The sequence below is a fragment of the Klenkia soli genome, from assembly GCF_900103975.1.
Classification (GTDB): Bacteria; Actinomycetota; Actinomycetes; order Mycobacteriales; family Geodermatophilaceae; genus Klenkia; species Klenkia soli.
Map to the genome: position 1 here is coordinate 454,005 of NZ_FNIR01000001.1, position 22,853 is coordinate 476,857.

Annotated in this window: 22 protein-coding genes; 3 read left to right on the top strand and 19 right to left on the bottom strand. The window is 70.3% G+C overall.

Annotated elements, in window-relative coordinates:
- Positions 1–162 precede the first annotated feature (162 nt).
- The 15 genes from rpsQ to rpsL all read right to left on the bottom strand — a co-directional run bounded on the left by rpsQ (position 163) and on the right by rpsL (position 10,235).
- On the bottom strand, positions 163–471 hold the full coding sequence (rpsQ, locus tag BLS67_RS02365; RefSeq protein ID WP_091238803.1) for a 30S ribosomal protein S17: 309 nt from the start codon (positions 469–471) through the stop codon (positions 163–165).
- A complete protein-coding gene (gene rpmC / locus BLS67_RS02370; RefSeq protein WP_091061857.1) occupies positions 468–701 on the bottom strand; it encodes a 50S ribosomal protein L29 in 234 nt (77 codons plus the stop codon). The genes rpsQ and rpmC overlap by 4 nt, the downstream gene beginning before the upstream one ends.
- On the bottom strand, positions 701–1,117 hold the full coding sequence (gene rplP, locus BLS67_RS02375) for a 50S ribosomal protein L16 (RefSeq protein WP_056289191.1): 417 nt from the start codon (positions 1,115–1,117) through the stop codon (positions 701–703). The genes rpmC and rplP overlap by 1 nt, the downstream gene beginning before the upstream one ends.
- 3 nt (positions 1,118–1,120) lie before the next feature.
- Positions 1,121–2,053, bottom strand: coding sequence for a 30S ribosomal protein S3 (rpsC, locus tag BLS67_RS02380; protein WP_091238806.1), 933 nt, complete (start codon positions 2,051–2,053; stop codon positions 1,121–1,123).
- The gene (rplV, locus tag BLS67_RS02385; protein ID WP_091238809.1) at positions 2,053–2,517 is read right to left on the bottom strand and encodes a 50S ribosomal protein L22; all 465 of its coding nucleotides are present in this window, start codon (positions 2,515–2,517) and stop codon (positions 2,053–2,055) included. The genes rpsC and rplV overlap by 1 nt, the downstream gene beginning before the upstream one ends.
- 22 nt (positions 2,518–2,539) lie before the next feature.
- Positions 2,540–2,821, bottom strand: coding sequence for a 30S ribosomal protein S19 (gene rpsS / locus BLS67_RS02390; RefSeq protein WP_055764633.1), 282 nt, complete (start codon positions 2,819–2,821; stop codon positions 2,540–2,542).
- Positions 2,822–2,838: 17 nt separating this feature from the next.
- Complete coding sequence (gene rplB, locus BLS67_RS02395; RefSeq protein WP_091238813.1) at positions 2,839–3,672, bottom strand: 50S ribosomal protein L2; 834 nt, start codon at positions 3,670–3,672, stop codon at positions 2,839–2,841.
- A gap of 54 nt (positions 3,673–3,726) precedes the next feature.
- A complete protein-coding gene (gene rplW, locus BLS67_RS02400; protein ID WP_014742856.1) occupies positions 3,727–4,029 on the bottom strand; it encodes a 50S ribosomal protein L23 in 303 nt (100 codons plus the stop codon).
- On the bottom strand, positions 4,026–4,790 hold the full coding sequence (gene rplD / locus BLS67_RS02405; RefSeq protein WP_091238816.1) for a 50S ribosomal protein L4: 765 nt from the start codon (positions 4,788–4,790) through the stop codon (positions 4,026–4,028). The genes rplW and rplD overlap by 4 nt, the downstream gene beginning before the upstream one ends.
- Positions 4,787–5,452: a 50S ribosomal protein L3 gene (gene rplC, locus BLS67_RS02410; RefSeq protein ID WP_091238820.1), complete on the bottom strand. Its 666-nt coding sequence runs from the start codon at positions 5,450–5,452 to the stop codon at positions 4,787–4,789. Before rplC ends, rplD begins: the two co-directional genes overlap by 4 nt.
- A gap of 13 nt (positions 5,453–5,465) precedes the next feature.
- On the bottom strand, positions 5,466–5,771 hold the full coding sequence (gene rpsJ / locus BLS67_RS02415) for a 30S ribosomal protein S10 (protein WP_014742859.1): 306 nt from the start codon (positions 5,769–5,771) through the stop codon (positions 5,466–5,468).
- Positions 5,772–5,896: 125 nt separating this feature from the next.
- Positions 5,897–7,090, bottom strand: coding sequence for an elongation factor Tu (gene tuf / locus BLS67_RS02420; protein ID WP_091238823.1), 1,194 nt, complete (start codon positions 7,088–7,090; stop codon positions 5,897–5,899).
- A gap of 105 nt (positions 7,091–7,195) precedes the next feature.
- On the bottom strand, positions 7,196–9,283 hold the full coding sequence (fusA, locus tag BLS67_RS02425; RefSeq protein WP_091238827.1) for an elongation factor G: 2,088 nt from the start codon (positions 9,281–9,283) through the stop codon (positions 7,196–7,198).
- Between the two features lie 107 nt (positions 9,284–9,390).
- Positions 9,391–9,861, bottom strand: a complete 471-nt coding sequence (gene rpsG, locus BLS67_RS02430; protein WP_055764617.1) for a 30S ribosomal protein S7 — start codon at positions 9,859–9,861, stop codon at positions 9,391–9,393.
- Positions 9,861–10,235 carry a 30S ribosomal protein S12 gene (rpsL, locus tag BLS67_RS02435; RefSeq protein WP_055764615.1) on the bottom strand — a complete coding sequence of 125 codons (375 nt, stop codon included), beginning with the start codon at positions 10,233–10,235 and terminating at the stop codon, positions 9,861–9,863. Before rpsL ends, rpsG begins: the two co-directional genes overlap by 1 nt.
- Positions 10,236–10,866: 631 nt before the next feature.
- On the opposite strand from rpsL, the gene BLS67_RS02440 reads away from it, so the two are divergent.
- From BLS67_RS02440 to BLS67_RS02450, 3 genes are all read left to right on the top strand, one after another.
- Positions 10,867–11,841 (top strand): chymotrypsin family serine protease, encoded by a 975-nt coding sequence (locus BLS67_RS02440; RefSeq protein ID WP_091238830.1) that lies wholly within the window; start codon positions 10,867–10,869, stop codon positions 11,839–11,841.
- 57 nt (positions 11,842–11,898) lie between these two features.
- A complete protein-coding gene (locus tag BLS67_RS02445) occupies positions 11,899–12,123 on the top strand; it encodes a hypothetical protein (protein WP_091238834.1) in 225 nt (74 codons plus the stop codon).
- 84 nt (positions 12,124–12,207) lie between these two features.
- Entirely contained in the window at positions 12,208–13,248 is a 1,041-nt protein-coding gene (locus BLS67_RS02450; protein ID WP_091238837.1) for an LLM class F420-dependent oxidoreductase, read from the top strand.
- Between the two features lie 64 nt (positions 13,249–13,312).
- On the opposite strand, the gene BLS67_RS02455 is transcribed toward BLS67_RS02450, so the two are convergent.
- The 4 genes from BLS67_RS02455 to BLS67_RS02470 all read right to left on the bottom strand — a co-directional run bounded on the left by BLS67_RS02455 (position 13,313) and on the right by BLS67_RS02470 (position 22,821).
- Positions 13,313–17,221 (bottom strand): DNA-directed RNA polymerase subunit beta', encoded by a 3,909-nt coding sequence (locus BLS67_RS02455; protein WP_091238840.1) that lies wholly within the window; start codon positions 17,219–17,221, stop codon positions 13,313–13,315.
- A gap of 91 nt (positions 17,222–17,312) precedes the next feature.
- Positions 17,313–20,810, bottom strand: coding sequence for a DNA-directed RNA polymerase subunit beta (gene rpoB / locus BLS67_RS02460; RefSeq protein ID WP_091238843.1), 3,498 nt, complete (start codon positions 20,808–20,810; stop codon positions 17,313–17,315).
- Positions 20,811–21,119: 309 nt separating this feature from the next.
- Positions 21,120–22,031 carry a hypothetical protein gene (locus BLS67_RS02465; RefSeq protein WP_091238846.1) on the bottom strand — a complete coding sequence of 304 codons (912 nt, stop codon included), beginning with the start codon at positions 22,029–22,031 and terminating at the stop codon, positions 21,120–21,122.
- A 7-nt stretch (positions 22,032–22,038) separates the two neighbouring features.
- The gene (locus BLS67_RS02470; protein WP_091238850.1) at positions 22,039–22,821 is read right to left on the bottom strand and encodes a hypothetical protein; all 783 of its coding nucleotides are present in this window, start codon (positions 22,819–22,821) and stop codon (positions 22,039–22,041) included.
- Positions 22,822–22,853: the final 32 nt, after the last annotated feature.

Here is a 22,853-nt window from a genome sequence, read left to right on the forward strand (position 1 = left end):
GACGGTGAAGCGGCGGTCGGGACTCACGTGCGACAGCCGGCGGCGAGTGCCGCCGGCCGTCGGGTCCCGGATGTCGGCGCACCCGTGGGCGCGCCAGTGGGCCAGCGTACGCGCAACGACTCCCCCGCCACCAGCGGGGGCGTCGTCGCAGCGGACTCGGGCCTACTTGGCCTTCTCGATCACGGTCACCAGGCGCCAGCGCTTGGTGGCCGAGGTGGGCCGGGTCTCCATGATCTGGACGCGGTCGCCGATGCCGGCGGTGCCGTCCTCGTCGTGCGCCTTGAGCTTGCTCGTGCGGCGCAGGATCTTGCCGTACAGGCCGTGCTTCACGCGGTCCTCGACCTCGACGACGATGGTCTTCTCCATCTTGTCGGAGACGACGAGGCCCTCACGGACCTTGCGGAAGCCGCGACCGGCCAGGCCGGGACCGGAGGCGATCGCCTCGTTGGTCTCGTCGGTGGTCTCGCTCATGCCACACCCTCGTTCGGGGCGACGGACAGACCCAGCTCGCGCTCGCGCATGATCGTGTAGATCCGGGCGATGTCGCGGCGGACGGTCTGCAGTCGCCGGTTGTTGTCCAGCTGGCCGGTGGCCACCTGGAACCGCAGGTTGAACAGTTCTTCCCTCGACTCACGCAGACGCGTGGCGAGCTCGTCCACCGAGAGCTCGCGGAGCTCCGGGGCGGTGAGGCCGGCAGCCATCACACCTCTCCTTCACGGGTGATGAAGCGGCACTTCATGGGGAGCTTGTGGATGGCGCGGCGCATGGCCTCGCGGGCGATGGGCTCGTCGACACCGGACAGCTCGAACATGATGCGGCCGGGCTTCACGTTGGCGACCCACCACTCGGGCGAGCCCTTGCCGGAACCCATGCGGGTCTCGGCGGGCTTCTTGGTCAGCGGGCGGTCGGGGTAGATCGAGATCCACACCTTGCCGCCGCGCTTGATGTGGCGGGTCATGGCGATACGAGCGGACTCGATCTGACGGTTGGTCACGTAGGCAGGCTCGAGGGCCTGGATCGCGTACTCACCGAAGTTGATCGCGGTGCCGCCCTTGGCCCGACCGGTGCGGTCGGGACGGTGCTGCTTGCGGTGCTTGACGCGACGCGGGATCAGCATCTGTCAGCCCTCCTGGGGAGCGGTTGCCTCGGCACCGGCGGCCTCGGCCGTCGCGGTGCCCTCGGCGCCGGCGGCCTCGCCGACGCTCTGCGCCGGGGCAGCCTCGACCGTGGGCTCGACCGCGGTGGCGGTCGTGTCCTCGGCCGGGGCCTCGGTGGCGGTGACGTCCTGCGGCTCGGCCGCGGCGCGACCGGCCTCGGTGCCACCGGCGGTGGTGCCGGTCGAACCCGACCGACGCGGACGCTGGGCCCGCTCGCGACGCTCCTGACGCTGCGCCAGGGCCTGCAGGGCCTCGCGCTCGGCCCGGGAGCCGCTCGCGTCGCCCTTGTAGATCCAGACCTTGACGCCGATGCGGCCGAAGGTGGTGCGCGCCTCGTAGATGCCGTAGTCGATGTTCGCGCGCAGCGTGTGCAGCGGCACACGACCCTCGCGGTAGAACTCCGAACGGCTCATCTCGGTGCCGCCCAGGCGACCGGAGCACTGCACCCGGATCCCCTTGACCTGCGGGCTGCGCTGGGCCGACTGCATGGCCTTGCGCATGGCCCGCCGGAAGCTGACCCGGCTGGACAGCTGCTCAGCCACGCCCTGGGCGACCAGCTGCGCGTCGGACTCGGGGTTCTTGACCTCGAGGATGTTCAGCTGCACCTGCTTGCCGGTGAGCTTCTCGAGCTCGCCGCGGATGCGGTCGGCCTCGGCGCCGCGGCGGCCGATGACGATGCCCGGGCGGGCGGTGTGGATGTCGACGCGGACGCGGTCACGGGTGCGCTCGATCTCCACCTTCGAGATGCCGGCGCGCTCCATGCCCTTGCCCATCAGCTTGCGGATCGCCACGTCCTCCTTGACGTAGGCCGCGTACAGCTTGTCGGCGTACCACCGGGACTTGTAGTCGGTGGTGATGCCCAGGCGGAACCCGTGCGGGTTGACCTTCTGACCCACTAGCGGGTCCCTCCCTTCGAGTTGGTCTTCTGCTGCGCCGCGGGGCCGTGCTGGCCCGTGTCGCGACGTGCCTTGCGGGAGCGTGCGGCGAGCTCGGCGCTGGAGGCGACCTCGCTGACCTCGACGGTGATGTGCGAGGTGCGCTTGTTGATCCGGAACGCACGCCCCTGGGCGCGCGGACGGATCCGCTTGAGGGTCGGGCCCTCGTCGACGTAGGCGGCGCTGACGACCAGCGCAGCCGGGTCGAGCTGCAGGTTGTGCTCGGCGTTGGCCACCGCGGACGCGACGACCTTGGCCACCGGCTCGCTGGCCGTCTGCGGCGCGAACCGCAGCAGCGCCAGGGCCTCGTCGGTGGGCAGGTAGCGGACCATGTCCACCACCCGGCGGGCCTTCATCGGGGTGACGCGGACGAACCGGGCCGTGGCCCGGGCGACCGGTGCGTCGGTCCCCAGCTGGGAAGTCATCTGAAGATTCTCCTCGTCCCGCTCAGCCGCGCCGCGACCGACGGTCGTCCTTGACGTGCCCACGGAACGTGCGCGTGGGCGCGAACTCGCCGAGCTTGTGCCCGACCATGGCCTCGGTCACGAAGACCGGGACGTGCTTGCGACCGTCGTGCACGGCCATGGTGTGGCCGAGCATGTCCGGGATGATCGTCGAACGCCGCGACCAGGTGCGGATGACGTTCTTGGTGCCCTTCTCGTTCTGGGCGTCCACCTTGGCGAGCAGGTGGTCGTCGACGAACGGGCCCTTCTTCAGGCTCCTTGGCATTGTCTTCCCCTACCCGCTCAGCGCTTCTTGTTGGTGCGACGACGACGCACGATCATGGCGTCGGAGGCCTTGCGCTTGCGCGTGCGGCCCTCCGGCTTGCCCTTGGGGTTGACCGGGTGGCGTCCACCGGAGGTCTTCCCCTCACCACCACCGTGCGGGTGGTCGACCGGGTTCATCGCGACACCGCGGACGGTCGGGCGCTTGCCCTTCCACCGCATGCGGCCCGCCTTGCCCCAGTTGATGTTGGACTGCTCGGCGTTGCCGACCTCGCCGATCGTCGCGCGGCAGCGGACGTCGACGTTGCGGATCTCGCCCGAGGGCATGCGCAGCTGCGCGAAGCGACCCTCGCGGGCCACCAGCTGCACGCTGGTGCCGGCCGAGCGGGCGATCTTCGCCCCGCCACCGGGCCGCAGCTCGATGGCGTGGACGACGGTGCCGACCGGGATGTTGCGCAGCGGCAGGTTGTTGCCGGGCTTGATGTCGGCGTTCGGGCCGCACTCGATCGCGTCGCCCTGCTTCAGCTTGGCGGGGGCGATGATGTAGCGCTTCTCGCCGTCCGCGAAGTGCAGCAGCGCGATGCGCGACGTGCGGTTGGGGTCGTACTCGATGTGCGCGACCTTGGCCGGCACACCGTCCTTGTCGGCCCGGCGGAAGTCGATGAGCCGGTAGGCACGCTTGTGCCCACCGCCCTGGTGGCGCGCGGTGACGCGACCGTGGACGTTGCGACCGCCCCGGCCGTGCAGCGGGCGGACCAGCGACTTCTCGGGGTGGTCGCGGGTGACCTCGGCGAAGTCGGCGACGGACGAGCCGCGGCGGCCCGGCGTCGTCGGCTTGTACTTACGGATGGCCATGGTTCCTACTCAATCCCTGTCTGGTCTCGTGGCAGTCGCTGGTCCCGGACGCCGTCAGGCGCCGGGGCCGCCGAACAGCTCGATGCGGTCGCCAGGGGCCACGGAGACGATGGCGCGCTTGGTGTCCTTGCGCTTGCCCATCACGGCGCCCTTGGAGCGCTTCCGCTTGCCCTGCCGGTTGATCGTGTTGACGGCGAGGACCTTCACGTTGAAGACCTGCTGCACAGCGATCTTGATCTGGGTCTTGTTGGCGTCCGGGCGGACGATGAACGTGTACTTGTTCTCGTCCAGGAGCCCGTAGCTCTTCTCGGAGATGACCGGGGACAGCAGGACGTCCCGGGGGTCGCGGACGCTCATGCCTTCTCCTCGGTGGTCGCGGGTGCCACGGAGGGCACCTCGCTGTCGATCTCGTGGGTCTCCAGGTCGGGCAGCTCGGAGCTGCTCGCGCGGCCCCGTCCACCCTTCGCCGGGCCGGCCACGTACTCGGCGAGCGCGGCCTCGGTGAAGACCACCTCGTCGGCGCACAGCACGTCGTAGGTGTTCAGCTGGCCGGCCTCGATCAGGTGCACCCGCGACACGTTGCGCAGGCTGACCCAGTTGAGGACGTCGTCGCGGTCGAGCACGACCAGGACGCGCTTGGCCGAGCTGATCGCGTCCAGCGCTGCCAGCGCGGCCTTGGTCGAGGGCGCGTCGCCGGAGACGAACGCGCTGACCACGTGAACGCGGTCCTCGCGGGCCCGGTCGGAGAGGGCGCCGCGCAGGGCAGCGGCCTTCATCTTCTTGGGGGTCTTCTGGTCGTAGCTGCGCGGCTGCGGGCCGTGCGAGATGCCACCACCCTCGAACTGCGGCGCACGCAGCGAACCCTGACGGGCGCGGCCGGTGCCCTTCTGGCGGTACGGCTTGGCACCGGTACCGCTGACCTGGGCCCGCGTCTTCGTGGCGTGCGTGCCCTGGCGGGCCGCGGCCAGCTGGGCCACGACCACCTGGTGCATGAGGGACACGTTGGCGTTGGCGTCGAACAGCGCACCCGGGAGGGTGGCGGTGCCCGTCGTGGCGCCGGTGGCGTCCTTCACGTCGACGCTGCGGTCGACGCGCTCGGTCGTCTGCGAGCTGGTCACTTGGTGTCACTCCCCACGGGGCCGCCCTTGACCGCGGAGCGGACGAGGAGCAACCCACCCTTCGGACCCGGGACGGCGCCCTTGATGAGCACCAGGCCCTTCTCCGTGTCGACCTTGTGGATCTTGAGGGACAGGGTGGTCGTGGTGACCGCACCCATCCGACCGGCCATGCGCATGCCCTTGAACACGCGACCCGGGGTGGCGCAGCCACCGATCGAGCCGGGCGAGCGGTGCTTGCGCTGCACGCCGTGCCCCGCGCCCAGGCCCTTGAACCCGTGGCGCTTCATGACACCGGCCGTGCCCTTGCCCTTGCTCTTGCCGATCACGTCGACGGTCGCCACATCGGCGAGCACGTCGGCGGTCAGCTCCTGGCCGACCGTGTAGTCGCCGGCGTCCTTCGTGCGCAGCTCGACCAGGTGCCGTCGCGGCGTGACGCCCGCCTTGGCGAAGTGCCCACCCTCGGGCTTGTTCACCTTGCGGGGGTCGATCGCGCCGAACCCGATCTGGACGGCCGAGTAGCCGTCCACCTCGGGGGTGCGCACCTGGGTGACCACGCACGGGCCGGCCTTGACCACGGTGATCGGCACGATGCGGTTGTTCTCGTCGAAGACCTGGGTCATCCCCAGCTTCTCGCCGAGGAGACCACGGAATGTGCTCGCCATTGTCTCGGTGCCCCTACTGGATGTTGACGTCGACCGAGGCCGGGAGGTCGATGCGCATGAGCGCGTCGACCGTCTTCGGCGTCGGGTCGAGGATGTCGATGAGTCGCTTGTGCGTACGCATCTCGAAGTGCTCGCGCGAGTCCTTGTACTTGTGCGGCGAGCGGATGACGCAGTACACGTTCTTCTCGGTCGGCAGCGGCACCGGGCCGACGACGCGCGCTCCGGTCTTCGTCACCGTGTCCACGATGCGCCGCGCCGAGGCATCGATGGCCTCGTGGTCGTAGGCCTTCAGCCGGATGCGGATCTTCTGTCCCGCCATCGCCTTGTCTCGCTCCTGCCGATCGGGTGTTGCTGGAAGTCAGTACTGGGTCGGTTGACCCGGGTGTTCCCGGGACGACCCGGGGCGGTGGGCGGCGGCCGTGACGGCCGCCGCCCACCGGGGACTCACTTGAGGATCTTGGTGACCCGACCGGCGCCGACGGTGCGGCCACCCTCGCGGATGGCGAAGCGCAGGCCGTCCTCCATGGCGATGGGCTGGATGAGCTCCACCGTCATCTCGGTGTTGTCGCCGGGCATGACCATCTCGGTGCCCGAGGGCAGCGTGACCACGCCGGTGACGTCCGTCGTCCGGAAGTAGAACTGGGGACGGTAGTTGTTGAAGAACGGCGTGTGACGGCCGCCCTCGTCCTTCGAGAGGATGTAGACCGAACCCTCGAAGTTGGTGTGCGGGGTGATCGAGCCCGGCTTCACGACGACCTGGCCGCGCTCGACGTCCTCGCGCTTGATGCCGCGCAGCAGCAGGCCCACGTTGTCGCCGGCCTGGCCCTGGTCGAGCAGCTTGCGGAACATCTCGACGCCGGTGACGGTCGTCTGGGTCGAGGTCGGGCGGATGCCGACGATCTCGATGGTCTCCGACACCTTGACGATGCCGCGCTCGACACGACCGGTCACCACGGTGCCGCGGCCGGTGATCGTGAAGACGTCCTCGACGGGCATGAGGAACGGCTTGTCGATCTCGCGCTCGGGCTCCGGGATGGCGGAGTCGACGGCGTCCATGAGCTCCATGAGCTTGTCGGCCCACTCGGCGTCGCCCTCGAGGGCCTTCAGCGCGGAGACGCGCACGACCGGCAGGTCGTCGCCCGGGAACTCGTACTCGGAGAGCAGCTCGCGGACCTCGAGCTCGACGAGCTCCAGGATCTCCTCGTCGTCGACCATGTCGGACTTGTTCAGGGCCACGACGATGTAGGGGACGCCGACCTGGCGGGCCAGGAGCACGTGCTCCTTGGTCTGCGGCATCGGGCCGTCGGTGGCGGCCACGACCAGGATCGCGCCGTCCATCTGCGCGGCACCGGTGATCATGTTCTTGATGTAGTCGGCGTGCCCGGGGCAGTCGACGTGCGCGTAGTGCCGGTTCTCGGTCTGGTACTCGACGTGCGCGATGGAGATCGTGATCCCACGCGCCTTCTCCTCGGGCGCCTTGTCGATCTGGTCGAACGCGGACGCCTCGTTGAGGTTCGGGTACTTGTCGTGCAGGACCTTGGTGATCGCCGCGGTGAGCGTCGTCTTCCCGTGGTCGATGTGCCCGATGGTGCCGATGTTGACGTGCGGCTTGGTCCGCTCGAACTTGGCCTTGGCCACTGGGGTTCCTCTCCGTAAGTGTCTGTCGCAGTGCTGCTGCTGAGTCTGGGGTGCGGGCGGGCGCCCGCCGGGTCGGGCCGCCGAGGGATCAGCGGCCCGTCCCGGTCACTCTCCGGTCGCCTTGGCGATGATCTCCTTGGCGACGTTCGACGGGACCTCGGCGTAGGTGTCGAACACCATGGTGTAGCTCGCCCGTCCCTGGGTGCGGCTGCGCAGGTCGCCCACGTAGCCGAACATCTCCGACAGCGGGACCAGCGCCTTGACGACCCGAGCACCGGAGCGCTCGTCCATCGCCTGGATGGTGCCACGACGGGAGTTCAGGTCTCCGATGACGTCACCCATGTTGTCCTCGGGGGTGACGACCTCGACGGCCATGAGGGGCTCCAGCAGGGCCGGGCTGGCCTTGCGGGCGGCCTCCTTGAAGGCGATCGAGCCGGCGATCTTGAACGCCATCTCGGAGGAGTCGACCTCGTGGTAGGCGCCGTCGAGCAGGATCGCCTTGACGCCGACCATCGGGTAGCCGGCGAGGATGCCGTACTGCATGGCGTCCTGCATGCCCGCGTCCACCGAGGGGATGTACTCCCGGGGGATGCGGCCACCGGTGACCTTGTTCTCGAACTCGTAGGTCGCCGACTCCGCCGTCATCTCCAACGGCTCGAGGGCGATCTGCACCTTCGCGAACTGGCCGGACCCACCGGTCTGCTTCTTGTGGGTGTAGTCGTAGCGCTCGACGGCCTTGCGGATCGTCTCGCGGTAGGCGACCTGGGGCTTGCCCACGTTGGCCTCGACGTTGAACTCACGCCGCATGCGGTCGACCAGGATCTCCAGGTGGAGCTCGCCCATGCCGGAGATGACGGTCTGACCGGTCTCCTCGTCCAGGCGGACCTGGAACGTCGGGTCCTCCTCGGCGAGCTTCTGGATCGCCGTGCCCAGCTTCTCCTGGTCGCTCTTGGTCTTCGGCTCGATGGCCACCGAGATGACCGGCGCGGGGAAGGTCATCGACTCGAGGATCACCGGCTTCTGCGGGTCGCAGAGGGTGTCCCCGGTCGTGGTGCCCTTCATGCCGTTGACGGCCACGATCTCGCCGGCGCCCACGCCCGCACGCTCTTCGCGCTTGTTCGCGTGCATCTGGTAGATCTTGCCGACCCGCTCCTTGCGGTCCTTGGTGCTGTTCAGCACCGGGGACCCGGCGTCGAGCTTGCCGGAGTACACGCGGATGTAGGTCAGCTTGCCCAGGTGCTGGTCGGTCTGGATCTTGAAGGCCAGGGCCGAGAAGGGCTCGGTCTCGTCGGCGTGCCGCAGGACCTCGGTCTCGCCGTCGAGCGCGGTGCCGACGATCGCCTCGACGTCCAGCGGGCTGGGCAGGTAGTCGGTGACGGCGTCGAGCATGGGCTGGACGCCCTTGTTCTTGAACGCCGAACCGGTGACGACCGGGTTGACCTCGCCGGCGATGGTGGACTTCCGGATCGCGGCCTTGAGGGTCGCGACCGGGATCTCCTCGCCACCGAGGTAGGACTCCATGATCTCGTCGTGGAAGTCGGCCAGGTTCTCGAGGAACCTGGTCCGGTACTCCGCGGCCTGCTCGGCGAGCTCGGCCGGGATCTCCTCGATCGCGTAGTCCTCGCCCAGCTTGGTCTCGCCGCGCCAGGTCAGGGCGCGCATCTGGACCAGGTCGACGACGCCGACGAAGTCGCCCTCGGCGCCGATCGGGATCTGCAGCACCAGCGGGTTGGCACCCAGGCGCTCGACCATCATGTCGACGCAGCGGAAGAAGTTGGCACCGGTGCGGTCGAGCTTGTTGACGAAGCACATGCGCGGCACGCCGTACTTCTCGGCCTGGCGCCAGACCTGCTCGGTCTGCGGCTCCACGCCGGCGACACCGTCGTAGACGGCGACGGCACCGTCGAGCACGCGGAGCGAGCGCTCCACCTCGACGGTGAAGTCGACGTGCCCGGGGGTGTCGATGATGTTGATGTCGAACCCGTTCCAGGTGCACTTCGTCGCGGCCGACGTGATGGTGATGCCGCGCTCCTGCTCCTGCTCCATCCAGTCCATGGTGGCCGCGCCGTCGTGGACCTCACCGATCTTGTAGTTGATCCCGGTGTAGAAGAGGATCCGCTCGGTGGTGGTGGTCTTGCCGGCGTCGATGTGCGCCATGATCCCGATGTTCCGGGTCTTGGTGAGGTTGGCCATTGCCTGCCCTTCCTGCTCTGGTCCTGGTCGCGGGTCCCGGGGGTGTCCTGGGGTTCGCCGCGGGGTGGCGGCTGGTGGCGCTGGTGGGTCTCACCAGCCGCCGGTGATCACCAGCGGTAGTGCGCGAAGGCCTTGTTCGACTCGGCCATCTTGTGCGTGTCCTCGCGGCGCTTGACCGCGGCACCGAGGCCGTTGCTGGCGTCGAGCAGCTCGTTCATCAGGCGCTCGGTCATCGTCTTCTCACGACGCGACCGGGAGTACTGGATGAGCCAGCGCAGGCCGAGGGTGGTGCTGCGCGAGGCGCGCACCTCGATCGGGACCTGGTAGGTCGCACCACCGACGCGGCGGCTGCGGACCTCGAGGGCGGGCTTGACGTTGTCCAGCGCGCGCTTGAGGGTCACGACCGGGTCGGTGTCGTTCTTGGCCCGGACACCCTCGAGGGCGCCGTAGACGATCGCCTCGGCGATGGAGCGCTTGCCGTCGACGAGCACCTTGTTCACCAGCTGGGTGACCAGCTGCGACTGGTAGACCGGGTCGACGACGAGCGGACGCTTCGGCGCGGGGCCCTTGCGCGGCATTAGCTCTTCTCCTTCTTCGCGCCGTAGCGGCTGCGAGCCTGCTTGCGACCACGGACGGCCTGGGTGTCCAGGGAACCGCGGATGATCTTGTAACGGACGCCCGGGAGGTCCTTCACCCGGCCACCGCGCACGAGCACCATCGAGTGCTCCTGCAGGTTGTGGCCGACACCGGGGATGTACGCGGTCACCTCGACGCCGCTGGTGAGCCGGACGCGAGCGACCTTGCGCAGCGCCGAGTTCGGCTTCTTCGGCGTCGTCGTGTAGACGCGCGTGCACACGCCGCGACGCTGGGGGGAACCCTTCAACGCCGGGGTCTTGGTCTTCTCGACCTTGTCCTCGCGGCCCTTGCGGACCAGCTGCTGGATCGTGGGCATGGGTGGCCTTGAACTCCTGCCTGCGCTGGGTCGTGCTCTGGATGAGTGCGGTGCTTCGTGCTTCGGCGGCCCGGAGCGGTGCTCCGGCCCTGCTCCTGGCCCTGTACACCCCGTGGTCCGGCCCCCGCGCTCGGGCGTGTCGCCTTCGCTGGGTTCCGGTCTCGAGGTGAGTCGGACTCGATCGCCCCTCGCGCCTGGTGCACGGTCCCCTGGTCCTGGCCGGAGCCGGGACGGGACCCCCTGGCATCCAGGCGATCCGAGGATCGACCGGGCACCCAGGTGCGCCGCGAGCGGGAGCAGGCCCAGGTGAACCTGGGCACGGCTGACAACGATACCCGGGCGGTGGGACCCGGTCAAAGCCGGGTCCGTCACGCCAGTGCGGGCGCCGCTGCCGCGTCCACCGACCCGGGGGTCGGGACGGACGAGGTGTGCGGGCCCGGCCACCGCGAGGGGGTGTGCACCCCCGGGCGACAGCCGGCCGGGATCGAACCGGGAGCCACGATACCCGGAGTGCACCGCAGCGCCAGCCGCTCGACACCGGCCGATCTCGTCCTTCCCTCCTGTCGGACCCCGCGCCTACGGTCGGGCACCGAACCGTCACAGGCAGATCCCGAGCGCCCTGGAGGCCATCGTGCACGTCGACACCGCCCGCGAGCTCAAGGCCGCGCTGTCCCTCAGGCTGTCGCAGGCACCCCCGGGGGCCGTGGTCGCGAGCCGGGCACCGGGGTCCTGGAGCGGGGTGGCCCTGGGGCTGGCCCCGGTGGGTCCCGACCAGGTGCACCTCGCGGTGCGGCTGCTCGCCGAGGCCGATGCCCAGCTCGTGCTCGACGGGCTCGACGACGCCGCCCGCGGTGAGGTCGACGTGCGGGTCATCGGCCCGGTGCGCCCGCAGCGCTCCCCCACCCCCGAGCAGCTGCAGCAGCGCACCCGCCCGCTGGTCCCCGGCCTGTCCGTCGCCCACCCCGCCGTGACGGCCGGCACGCTGGGCGGGTTCGTGCGACGCCCCGGGTCCGACGGGCTGCTGGTGCTGTCCAACAACCACGTGCTGGCCGACAGCGACGGGGCCACGGAGGGTGATCCGGTCCTCCAGCCCGGGCCGGCCGACGGAGGCACCGCCGCCGACCGGGTGGGCACCCTCACCGCGTTCCAGCGGTTCGTGGCGACCGGCAACCTGGTCGACGCCGCGGTCGCGGCGCTGGACGACGACGTCCAGGCCGACCCGACCGGCTACCCGGGGGGCGCCCTGCGCGCCGAGGTGCTCACCGCCGACGCCGTCGACCCCGACGAGGAGGTGGAGAAGGTCGGCCGCACCACGGGGCACACCACGGGTCGGATCACCGCGGTCGAGGTCGACGGCGTGGGCGTGCAGTACGACGAGGACGTGGTGCACACCTTCGACGACCAGATCGAGATCGAGGGTGCCAGCGGCTCGTTCAGCGACGGCGGTGACTCCGGCTCGGTGATCTGGCGCAGCAGCGACCGGGCTCCGCTGGGGTTGCTGTTCGCGGGCTCCACCGAGGGCGGCAGCAACGGCGGCGGGGTCACCTTCGCGAACCCGCTGGCGACCGTGCTCCGCCTGCTGCAGGTCACGTTCGTCGCGGGCTGAGCCCGGCGGGCGGCCCGGAGGTGGACCAGCGGTGCCTGCCGGGTCCACCATGGGGGGATGACCGACCGACCGACCGCCCGCGCCGCCAAGGCCGTCCTGGTCGAGCGGCTCGCCGACGCCCCGGGCATCACCGGTGTGGGGCTGGCCAAGCGGGACAGCGACTACGTGCTGCGGGTCGACCTGGCCGAGTCGTCGGCCGGGGCCCGCGTCCCCGGCAGCGTGGACGGCGTCGCCGTGGTCACCCGCGTCATCGGCACGGTCCGCACCCTCCCGGCCACCTGACCCCGGGCCGGACGGCGGCGGCCGTGCCACGCTGCCGGTACGCCCGGCGTCGACGAGGACGCCCCGTCGACCAGGAGGACACGCGTGCGCATCGGGATCCAGACCAGCTACTCCGATGACTTCCGGCAGACCGCCCAGGAGATCGTGGACCTCGAGCAGGTCGGCCTCGACGTCGCCATGGTGGCCGAGGTGTACACCTTCGACGCGGTCAGCCAGCTCGGCTACCTGGCCGCGGTCACCGACCGCGTCGAGCTGATGAGCGGCATCCTGCCCATCTACAGCCGCACGCCCGCGCTGACGGCCATGACCGCGGCCGGGCTGGACCTCGTCTCCGACGGGCGCTTCACGCTGGGGCTGGGCGCCTCGGGCCCGCAGGTCGTCGAGGGGTGGCACGGCGTGCCGTACGACGCGCCCCTGGCCCGCACCCGCGAGGTGGTGGAGATCTGCCGGTCGGTGTGGCGCCGGGAGCGGCTCGAGCACGCGGGGCCCAAGTACACGATCCCGCTGCCGGCCGACCAGGGCACCGGGCTGGGCAAGCCGCTGAAGCTCATCAACACCCCGGTGCGCGAGCGCATCCCCGTGCTGCTGGCCGCCATCGGGCCCAAGAACGTCCAGCTGGCCGCGGAGATCGCCGAGTACTGGGAGCCCATCTTCTTCCACCCGGAGAAGGCCACCGAGGTGTGGGGCGACTCCCTGGCCGCGGGCAGGGCCCGGCGCGACCCCGCGCTGGGCGAGCTGGGTGTCGTCGCCGGGGTGCCCGTGGCCATCGGCGACGACGTCGAGGGGCTGCTCGAGCTGGTCAAGCACGGCATCGCCCTCTACGTCGGCGGCATGGGCGCCAAGGGGAAGAACTTCTACAACGACCTGGCGGTCCGGTACGGCTTCGCCGAGGAGGCCGCCAGCATCCAGGACCTGTACCTGGCCGGCCGCAAGGACGAGGCGGCCGCTGCCGTCCCCGACGAGCTGGTCCGGCAGACCTCGCTGATCGGCCCGGAGTCGTGGGTGGCCGAGCGGGTGGCCGCGTTCGCCGAGGCCGGGGTCACGGTGCTCACCGCGCAGCCGCTGGACGACTCCCCCGCCGGCCGCCGCCGCACGATCGAGACCCTGGCGCGCCTCGCCCGTTGACCTGCCCGCCGAACGCACGAGGGGCCCCGCAGACGTGGTCTGCGGGGCCCCTCGCGTCAGCGGATCAGCTCCGCCAGTCGTACTCCTCCAGGCGCACGGCCTCGCCGCTGCCCGTGCCGAACACGTCGGGGCTGTAGTACTGCCCGTCGTCGTAGCCGGCCATCGTGTAGACCGCGGCGCGGGCCTCCTCGGTGGGCTCGACCGTGATGTTGCGGTAGCGGCTGATCCCCGTACCGGCCGGGATCAGCTTGCCGATGATCACGTTCTCCTTGAGACCGCGCAGGCTGTCGCTCTTGCCCTGGATCGCGGCGTCGGTGAGCACCTTGGTCGTCTCCTGGAACGAGGCCGCGGACAGCCACGACTCCGTCGCCAGGGACGCCTTGGTGATCCCCATGAGGACCGGACGGGCCGAGGCCGGCTCGCCGCCCTCGGACACCACCCGACGGTTCTCGGTCTCGAAGAGGGTGCGCTCGACCAGTGCACCGGGCAGGAAGTCCGTGGCGCCCGAGTCGATGATGGTCACCCGCTTCAGCATCTGGCGGATGATCACCTCGATGTGCTTGTCGTGGATCGACACGCCCTGGCTGCGGTAGACCTCCTGGACCTCCCGGACCAGGTGCAGCTGCACCTCGCGGGGGCCCATGATCCGCAGGACCTCGTGCGGGTCGACGGCGCCCTCGGTCAGCTGCTCGCCGACCTCGACGTGCCCGCCGTCCTCGACCCGCAGGCGGGAGCGACGCGACAGCTTCTCGTACACGACGTCCTCGGACCCGTCGTCGGGGGCGATGGTGAGCTTGCGGAACTGCTCGCCGTCGTCGATCGACACGGTGCCCGCCACCTCGGCGATGGGGGCCTTGCCCTTGGGGACGCGCGCCTCGAAGAGCTCGACGATGCGCGGCAGACCGTGCGTGATGTCGTCACCGGCCACACCACCGGTGTGGAAGGTGCGCATGGTCAGCTGCGTACCGGGCTCGCCGATCGACTGGGCGGCGATGATGCCGACCGCCTCGCCGACGTCCACGAGCTTGCCGGTCGCCAGCGACCGGCCGTAGCAGGTGGCGCAGGTGCCCAGCAGGGACTCGCAGGTGAGCACGCAGCGCACCTTGACCTCGCTGATGCCGGCGTCGACCAGCTCGGCGATGAGCACGTCACCCAGGTCGGAGCCGGCCGTCGCGACGACCGTGCCGTCCGAGGCCTCGACGTCGGCGGCCAGGGCCCGGGCGTACACGCTGGTCTCGACGTGTGCGTCGCGGGTGACCTTGCCGTCGAGGACGGTGCCGATCGGCATGAGGACGCCGCGCTCGGTGCCGCAGTCCTCCTCGCGGATGATGACGTCCTGCGACACGTCCACCAGACGACGGGTGAGGTACCCGGAGTCGGCGGTGCGCAGCGCGGTGTCGGCCAGACCCTTGCGGGCGCCGTGCGTGGAGATGAAGTACTCCAGCACGGACAGGCCCTCGCGGAAGTTCGCCTTGATCGGCCGCGGGATGATCTCGCCCTTGGGGTTGGCGACGAGACCGCGCATGCCGGCGATCTGGCTGATCTGCATCATGTTGCCTCGGGCACCCGAGTTGACCATGACCCAGACCGGGTTGGTGACGGGGAAGTTGTCCACCATCGCCTGGCTGACCTCGGCCCGCGCTCGGGTCCAGATCTCGATGAGCTCGGCACGACGCTCGGAGTCGGTGATGACGCCGCGCTCGTACTGCTTCTCGATCTTGCGGGCCTCGTCCTCGTGGCGCTCCAGGATGGCGGCCTTGGCCGGCGGAGTCACGACGTCGTCAATGGCGATCGTGATGCCCGCGCGGGTGGCCCAGTGGAACCCGGCCGCCTTGAGGGCGTCCAGGGTCGCGGCCACCTGCACCTTGGCGTAGCGCTCGGCGAGGTCGTTGACGATCGCCCCGAGCTCCTTCTTCGGCACCTGGTAGTTGACGAAGCGGTAGTCCTCGGGCAGGGCCTCGTTGAACAGGACCCGGCCCAGCGAGGTGCTGACCAGCGCCGGGGTGCCGGGCTCCCAGCCCTCGGGGGCCTCCCACGCGTCGTTCTTCGGGCCGTTGTCGACGCCGAAGACCTCGTCCAGGCGGATGAGGACGCGCTCCTGGATGCCGATCGCACCGCGGTCGTAGGCCATGACGGCCTCGGCCGTGGAGCCGTAGGCCTTGGGCAGCTCGTCGGCCCCGCGCTCGTCGGCCGCGGCCTTGAGCGTCGTGAGGTGGTAGAGCCCCAGCACCATGTCCTGGGTCGGCGCGGTGATCGGACGACCGTCGGCCGGGCTCAGGATGTTGTTCGAGCTCAGCATCAGGATGCGGGCCTCGGCCTGGGCCTCGGCCGACAGCGGCAGGTGCACCGCCATCTGGTCACCGTCGAAGTCCGCGTTGAACGCAGTGCAGACCAGCGGGTGGATCTGGATGGCCTTGCCCTCGACCAGCTGGGGCTCGAAGGCCTGGATCCCGAGGCGGTGCAGCGTCGGTGCGCGGTTGAGCAGCACCGGGTGCTCGGTGATGACCTCCTCCAGCACGTCCCACACGACCGGGCGCGCACGCTCGACCATCCGCTTGGCGGACTTGATGTTCTGCGCGTGGTTGAGGTCGACCAGCCGCTTCATGACGAAGGGCTTGAACAGCTCCAGCGCCATCTGCTTGGGCAGACCGCACTGGTGCAGCTTGAGCTGCGGGCCGACGACGATGACCGAACGGCCCGAGTAGTCGACGCGCTTGCCCAGCAGGTTCTGGCGGAACCGGCCCTGCTTGCCCTTGAGCAGGTCGCTCAGGGACTTCAGCGGCCGGTTGCCCGGGCCGGTGACCGGACGACCGCGGCGACCGTTGTCGAACAGCGCGTCCACGGACTCCTGGAGCATCCGCTTCTCGTTGTTGACGATGATCTCCGGCGCACCCAGGTCGAGCAGGCGCTTGAGCCGGTTGTTGCGGTTGATCACCCGGCGGTACAGGTCGTTCATGTCCGAGGTCGCGAAGCGGCCACCGTCGAGCTGCACCATGGGGCGCAGGTCCGGCGGGATCACCGGGACGGCGTCCAGGACCATGCCCATGGGCGAGTTGCGGGTCTGCTGGAACGCCGCGACGACCTTGAGCCGCTTGAGCGCGCGCAGCTTGCGCTGGCCCTTGCCGTTGCGGATGGTGTCGCGCAGCGAGACCGACTCGGCGTCGAGGTCGAAGTCGGCGAGCAGCTTCTGCAGCGCCGCGGCACCCATGCCGCCCTCGAAGTACTCGCCGAAGCGGTCGCGCAGCTCGCGGTAGAGGCCCTCGTCGGCGATCAGCTGCTTGACGTCGAGCTTGCGGAAGGTGTCCATGACCTCGTCGAGACGGTCGATCTCCCGCTGCGCACGGTCGCGCATCTGGCGCATCTCGCGCTCGCCGCCCTCGCGCACCTTGCGGCGCACGTCGGACTTGGCACCCTCGGCCTCGAGCTCGGCGAGGTCGGCCTCCAGCTTCTGCTGGCGACCCTCCACGTCGGCGTCGCGACGGCTCTCGAGGTTGTGCTTCTCGGCGCTGATCTCGGCCTCGATCGTCGGGAGGTCGCGGTGGCGCGCCTCGTCGTCGACGGTCGTGATCAGGTAGGCCGCGAAGTAGATGATCTTCTCGAGGTCCTTGGGGGCCAGGTCGAGCAGGTAGCCCAACCGGGACGGCACGCCCTTGAAGAACCAGATGTGGGTCACCGGGGCGGCGAGCTCGATGTGCCCCATGCGCTCACGGCGGACCTTGGCCCGGGTCACCTCGACGCCGCAGCGCTCGCAGATGATGCCCTTGAACCGGACCCGCTTGTACTTGCCGCAGTAGCACTCCCAGTCCCGGGTGGGACCGAAGATCTTCTCGCAGAAGAGGCCATCCTTCTCCGGACGCAGGGTCCGGTAGTTGATGGTCTCGGGCTTCTTCACCTCGCCGTGGGACCACTGGCGGATGTCGTCACCGCTGGCGAGGCCGATGCGCAGTTCGTCGAAGAAGTTGACGTCGAGCAACTGATTACCCCTTTCCGGGGCTAGTTCTTCGTTTCTTGAGTCACGAGGTGGTGGCCGGCCGGCCCCGGGTCAGGGGCCGGCCGGCGGTCGATCAGACGTCCTCGACGGAGGAGGGCTCGCGGCGGCTGAGGTCGATGCCCAGCTCCTCCGCGGCCCGGAAGACCTCGTCGTCGGTGTCGCGCAGCTCGATGGCCTGCCCGTCGCCGGAGAGCACCTCGACGTTCAGGCACAGCGACTGCAGTTCCTTCAGCAGCACCTTGAACGACTCGGGGATGCCCGGCTCGGGGATGTTCTCGCCCTTGACGATGGCCTCGTAGACCTTCACGCGGCCGAGGATGTCGTCGGACTTGATCGTCAGCAGCTCCTGCAGCGCGTAGGCGGCGCCGTAGGCCTGCATGGCCCAGCACTCCATCTCGCCGAACCGCTGACCACCGAACTGCGCCTTACCACCCAGCGGCTGCTGCGTGATCATCGAGTACGGGCCGGTGGAGCGGGCGTGGATCTTGTCGTCGACCAGGTGCAGCAGCTTCAGGATGTAGACGTAGCCCACCGAGATCGGCTCGGGGAAGGGCTCCCCGGAACGACCGTCGAACAGCCGGGCCTTGCCGGTCTCCTTGACCAACCGCTCGCCGTCGCGGGTGAGGGTGGTCGAGCCCAGCAGGCCGACGATCTCCTCCTCGCGGGCGCCGTCGAACACCGGGGTGGCCGTACGGGTGCCCGGCTGGGCACCGCGGGCGCCCTGGGGCAGGTTCTTGGCCCACTCCGGGTTGCCCTCGACCTGCCACCCGGTCTTGGCGACCCACCCGAGGTGGGTCTCCAGGACCTGGCCGACGTTCATCCGGCCGGGCACGCCCAGCGGGTTGAGCACGATGTCGACCGGGGTGCCGTCCTCGAGGAAGGGCATGTCCTCCTGCGGGAGGATCTTGGAGATGACGCCCTTGTTCCCGTGCCGGCCGGCCAGCTTGTCGCCGTCGGAGATCTTGCGCATCTGGGCCACGTAGACCCGGATGAGCTCGTTCACGCCGGCGGGCAGCTCGTCGCCGTCCTCGCGCGAGAACACGCGGACGCCGATGACCTTCCCGGACTCGCCGTGCTTGACCTTGAGGCTGGTGTCGCGCACCTCGCGGGCCTTCTCGCCGAAGATGGCGCGCAGCAGGCGCTCCTCGGGGGTCAGCTCGGTCTCGCCCTTGGGCGTGACCTTGCCGACCAGGATGTCGCCGGGGACGACCTCGGCACCGATCCGGATGATCCCGCGCTCGTCGAGGTCGGCGAGGACCTCCTCGGAGACGTTCGGGATGTCCCGGGTGATCTCCTCGGCGCCCAGCTTGGTGTCGCGGGCGTCGACCTCGAACTCCTCGATGTGGATCGAGGACAGGACGTCGTCCTGCACGAGGCGCTGCGACAGGATGATCGCGTCCTCGTAGTTGTGGCCCTCCCACGGCATGAAGGCGACGAGCAGGTTCTTGCCCAGCGCCATCTCGCCCTGGTCGGTGCACGGACCGTCGGCGATGACCTGGCCGACCTCGACCCGCTGGCCCTCCTCGACGACCGGGGACTGGTTGATCGACGTCCCCTGGTTCGAGCGGCGGAACTTCAGCAGCCGGTAGGTCTGCCGGGTGCCGTCGTCGGCCATGACGGTCACGTAGTCGGCGGTGGAGTCCTCGACCACACCGGCCTTCTCCGCGGTGACGACGTCACCGGCGTCGACGGCGGCACGCAGCTCCATGCCGGTGCCGACCAGCGGGGCCTCGCTGCGCAGCAGCGGGACGGCCTGGCGCTGCATGTTGGCGCCCATGAGCGCGCGGTTGGCGTCGTCGTGCTCCAGGAACGGGATCATCGCGGTGGCGACCGAGGTCATCTGCCGCGGCGACACGTCCATGTAGTCGACGTTCTCGGGGGCCAGGTAGTCGACCTCGCCGCCCTTGGTGCGGACCAGCACCCGCTCCTCGGCCAGGCGACCCTTGGCGTCGAGCGGGCTGTTGGCCTGCGCGACGACGTAGCGGTCCTCCTCGTCGGCGGTGAGGTAGTCGATCTGCGCCGTGACGGTGCCGTTCTCGACCTTGCGGTACGGGGTCTCGATGAACCCGAACGCGTTGACCCGCCCGAAGGAGGACAGCGACCCGATCAGGCCGATGTTCGGGCCTTCCGGGGTCTCGATCGGGCACATGCGGCCGTAGTGGCTGGGGTGCACGTCGCGCACCTCCATGCCGGCGCGCTCACGGGACAGACCACCCGGGCCCAGCGCCGACAGGCGGCGCTTGTGGGTCAGGCCCGCGAGCGGGTTGGTCTGGTCCATGAACTGCGACAGCTGGCTGGTGCCGAAGAACTCCTTGATGGAGGCGACGACCGGCCGGATGTTGATCAGGGTCTGCGGCGTGATCGCCTCGACGTCCTGGGTCGTCATCCGCTCGCGGACCACGCGCTCCATGCGGGACAGGCCGACCCGGATCTGGTTCTGGATCAGCTCACCCACCGTGCGCAGGCGACGGTTGCCGAAGTGGTCGATGTCGTCGACGCCGTGGTCGGGCTCGCCGGCGTGCAGCTTCACCACGTACTCGATGGTGGCGACGATGTCGTCCTCGGTCAGCGTCTGCGTCGGCTGGGGCACGCCCACGCCGAGCTTCTTGTTGACCTTGTACCGACCGACGCGGGCCAGGTCGTAGCGCTTGGGGTTGAAGAACAGGTTCTCCAGCAGCGCCTGGGCCGACTCGCGCGTCGGCGGCTCGCCCGGACGCAGCTTGCGGTAGATGTCCAGCAGCGCCTCGTCCTGGCCGGCGATGTGGTCCTTCTCGAGGGTGGCCAGCATCGTGGGCGACCACTGGAAGTGCTCGCGGATGCGGTCCTCGGTCCAGCCCAGCGCCTTGAGCAGCACGGAGACCGGCTGGCGGCGCTTGCGGTCGATGCGGACGCCGACGGTGTCGCGCTTGTCGACGTCGAACTCCAGCCACGCACCCCGGCTGGGGATGACCTTGGCGGAGAAGACGTCCTTGTCGCTGGTCTTGTCCAGGGTCTTGTCGAAGTAGACGCCCGGGGAGCGGACCAGCTGCGAGACGACGACGCGCTCGGTGCCGTTGATGACGAACGTGCCCTTGTTCGTCATGATCGGGAAGTCGCCCATGAACACCGTCTGGCTCTTGATCTCGCCGGTGGTGTTGTTCATGAACTCGGCGGTGACGAACAGCGGCGCCGCGTAGGTCATGTCCTTGTCCTTGCACTCCTCGAGGGACGCCTTGACGTCCTCGAAGCGCGGGTTGGAGAAGGACAGCGACATCGAGCCGCTGAAGTCCTCGATCGGCGAGATCTCCTCGAGGATGTCGGCCAGACCGCCGACGGCGGCCTCCTGCTCCTCGGGGGACAGCGTCGCCTTCCACTCCGGGCTGCCGACCAGCCAGTCGAAGGAGGCCGTCTGCAGCGCCAGGAGGTCGGGGACCTCGAGGGGCTCGTGGATCTTCGCGAAGGAGACGCGGAGGGGGGCGCCGGGGATCTTCTGCGCAGCGGTACCGGCGGTGTGCGCGCTGTTCTGGGGGTCGTCCGGGATGATCTGCTCGGTGCTGGTGGTGTCCGTGCTGGTGGGGCTGGAGCCTGCCAAGATGCGTCCTTTCGAGGACCTCACGACGTGCGGGCGGATCGGTGCGAGTCGTCGTCGGCGGTGTCGGCGCTGGCACCCGACGGCCGTCGAGCGCCCGATCCACCCGGTCAGCGTGAGGTGTCCCCGTCGTGTTCGGAGCACCTCTGGTGACCCGGGCTCGGCGGGCAGACAGTCAGAGGGCAGCGCAACAGGAGACCCTACCCCTCGTTTGGACACCTGTCCACGTCGGGGGGAGAGCGGTCACCGGGATGATGCCAGCGACGGGGCCCCGGCGACACCGGGCGCGCCGGGACCCGGCGCGTCGGTCGCTCAGCTGCTGGTCAGCAGGGTGAGCTCGCTGATCTTCCAGGCGCCGTCGACCTTCAGCACGGTGACCCGGACGGTCTGCGTGCACGACTGCGCTCCGTCGTCGGTGACCGTGCACTCCGACCCGGTCGGGGCCGCCTGGGTGCCGGAGTTGACCGACTTCACCACGTACTGGCCGAACACGACGAGCGTGGCCTGGTCCTGGGAGTCGTTGACCTGCTGCAGCCCGACCTCGAGGACGTCGTAGCTCGTGGTGGCCGAGACCTGCTCGTAGGTGCTGATGATCCCGCCCGAGGACAGGTCGGACTCGTACTGGTCGCGCAGGTCACCGGTGAGGGCGTCGAGCTTGCGCTGCACGCTGCCGTCGGAGTCCTGGTAGTCGTACGCGTAGACGTCCTCGACGCCGCTGCGGGCCGCGGCGAAGATCGCCGGGTCCACCGAGGTGGGGTGGGTCCGCTGCCAGAGCAACCACCCACCACCGGCGGCCACGAGGACGCAGAGCAGGGCCAGCACCAGGGCCAGGGTGCGGCTCCGCCGCGGGGCCGCGCCGGTGGACCTCGCGGTGCGGCCCTTCGTCGGCCGGGTCTTCCTGCCCTTCGTCCGCCCCGTGCGGGTCCCCGCGTCCTCCGCGGCCCCGTCGGTCCCGACGACGGTGGACGACGCGGGCGCAGCAGCGGGCCGGGGGCGGTTCCTGGGCAGCGGGGCCGGGGTCGCCGTCCGCGCGCGGGGTGCCGGGACCGGGCGCCGCGCCGGCGCCTCGGCATCGGGCTGGTCGGCCTCGTCCTCGGCGCGCCGGCTGCCGGCGACGCGGGGGCGCGGCGACGGACGGGCGGCCGCACCGCGCGGGCGCGGGGTGGGCCGGGGACGCGGCCGGGTGGCGTCGCCGTCGGAGGTCGTGCCTGCGTCGTCGGTCATGGTCGGGTCACCGTCCGGAGATCCCGGACAGCAGCCAGCGGCCGCCGTCCTTGGTGAGGTCGACCTCGATGCGGTACCGCTGCACCTGGGCCTGCTCGGAGCCGCTGGTCGTCTGGGTGGACTGGATGACCATGTAGACCGTCGCGGTGCTGTCGTCGGCGGCGCCGACGGCGGCGCCGACCACCTCGGTGTTCACCACGGCCTGCGAGTCGGTGATGTCCTGCCGCCGGCTGTTGAGCTGGTCGACGGAGTCGGTCGCGAGGTCCCCGGTGGTCACCGCCTGGATCTGGGTGATGTCGTCGTCGAGGGTGAGGTAGTCGAAGGAGGCCACGTCGACGATGCCGGCCCGCGCGGCCTGCAGGGCGTCGACGTAGTCGGCGGTCGCCACCGACGACGTGCCCGGCCGGGTGAACCAGAGGAAACCGGTGCCGGCGACCAGGAGCACGAGCAGCCCGGCGAGGGCGGGGACGAGCGGGACTGCGGCACCGCGCCGCCGCGGGCCCTCGTCGGGGTCGGTCGTCGCCTCCTCGTCGGCGGCGGCCCGGCGGGCCGCCCGACGCGCCCGGCGGCCCCCGGTCGCGTCCTTCGCCGCCGGCCCGTCGGCCGCGTCACCGTCGGCCGCGGTGTCGACACCGGTGTCGGTGTCGCCCGTGCCGTCGGTGCCGTCCGTGCCGTCGGCGGTGTCGGCGGCTGCGGTGTCGGCGGATCGGTCACCGGAGGACGGCACCTCCGCGGTCGCCGGCTCGGCCGGTTCGGGCTCGCGCGAGCCCACCCGGGTGTCGTCGGTCACGGGGCGCTCCTCTCGGTCGTCGGTCGGGCGTG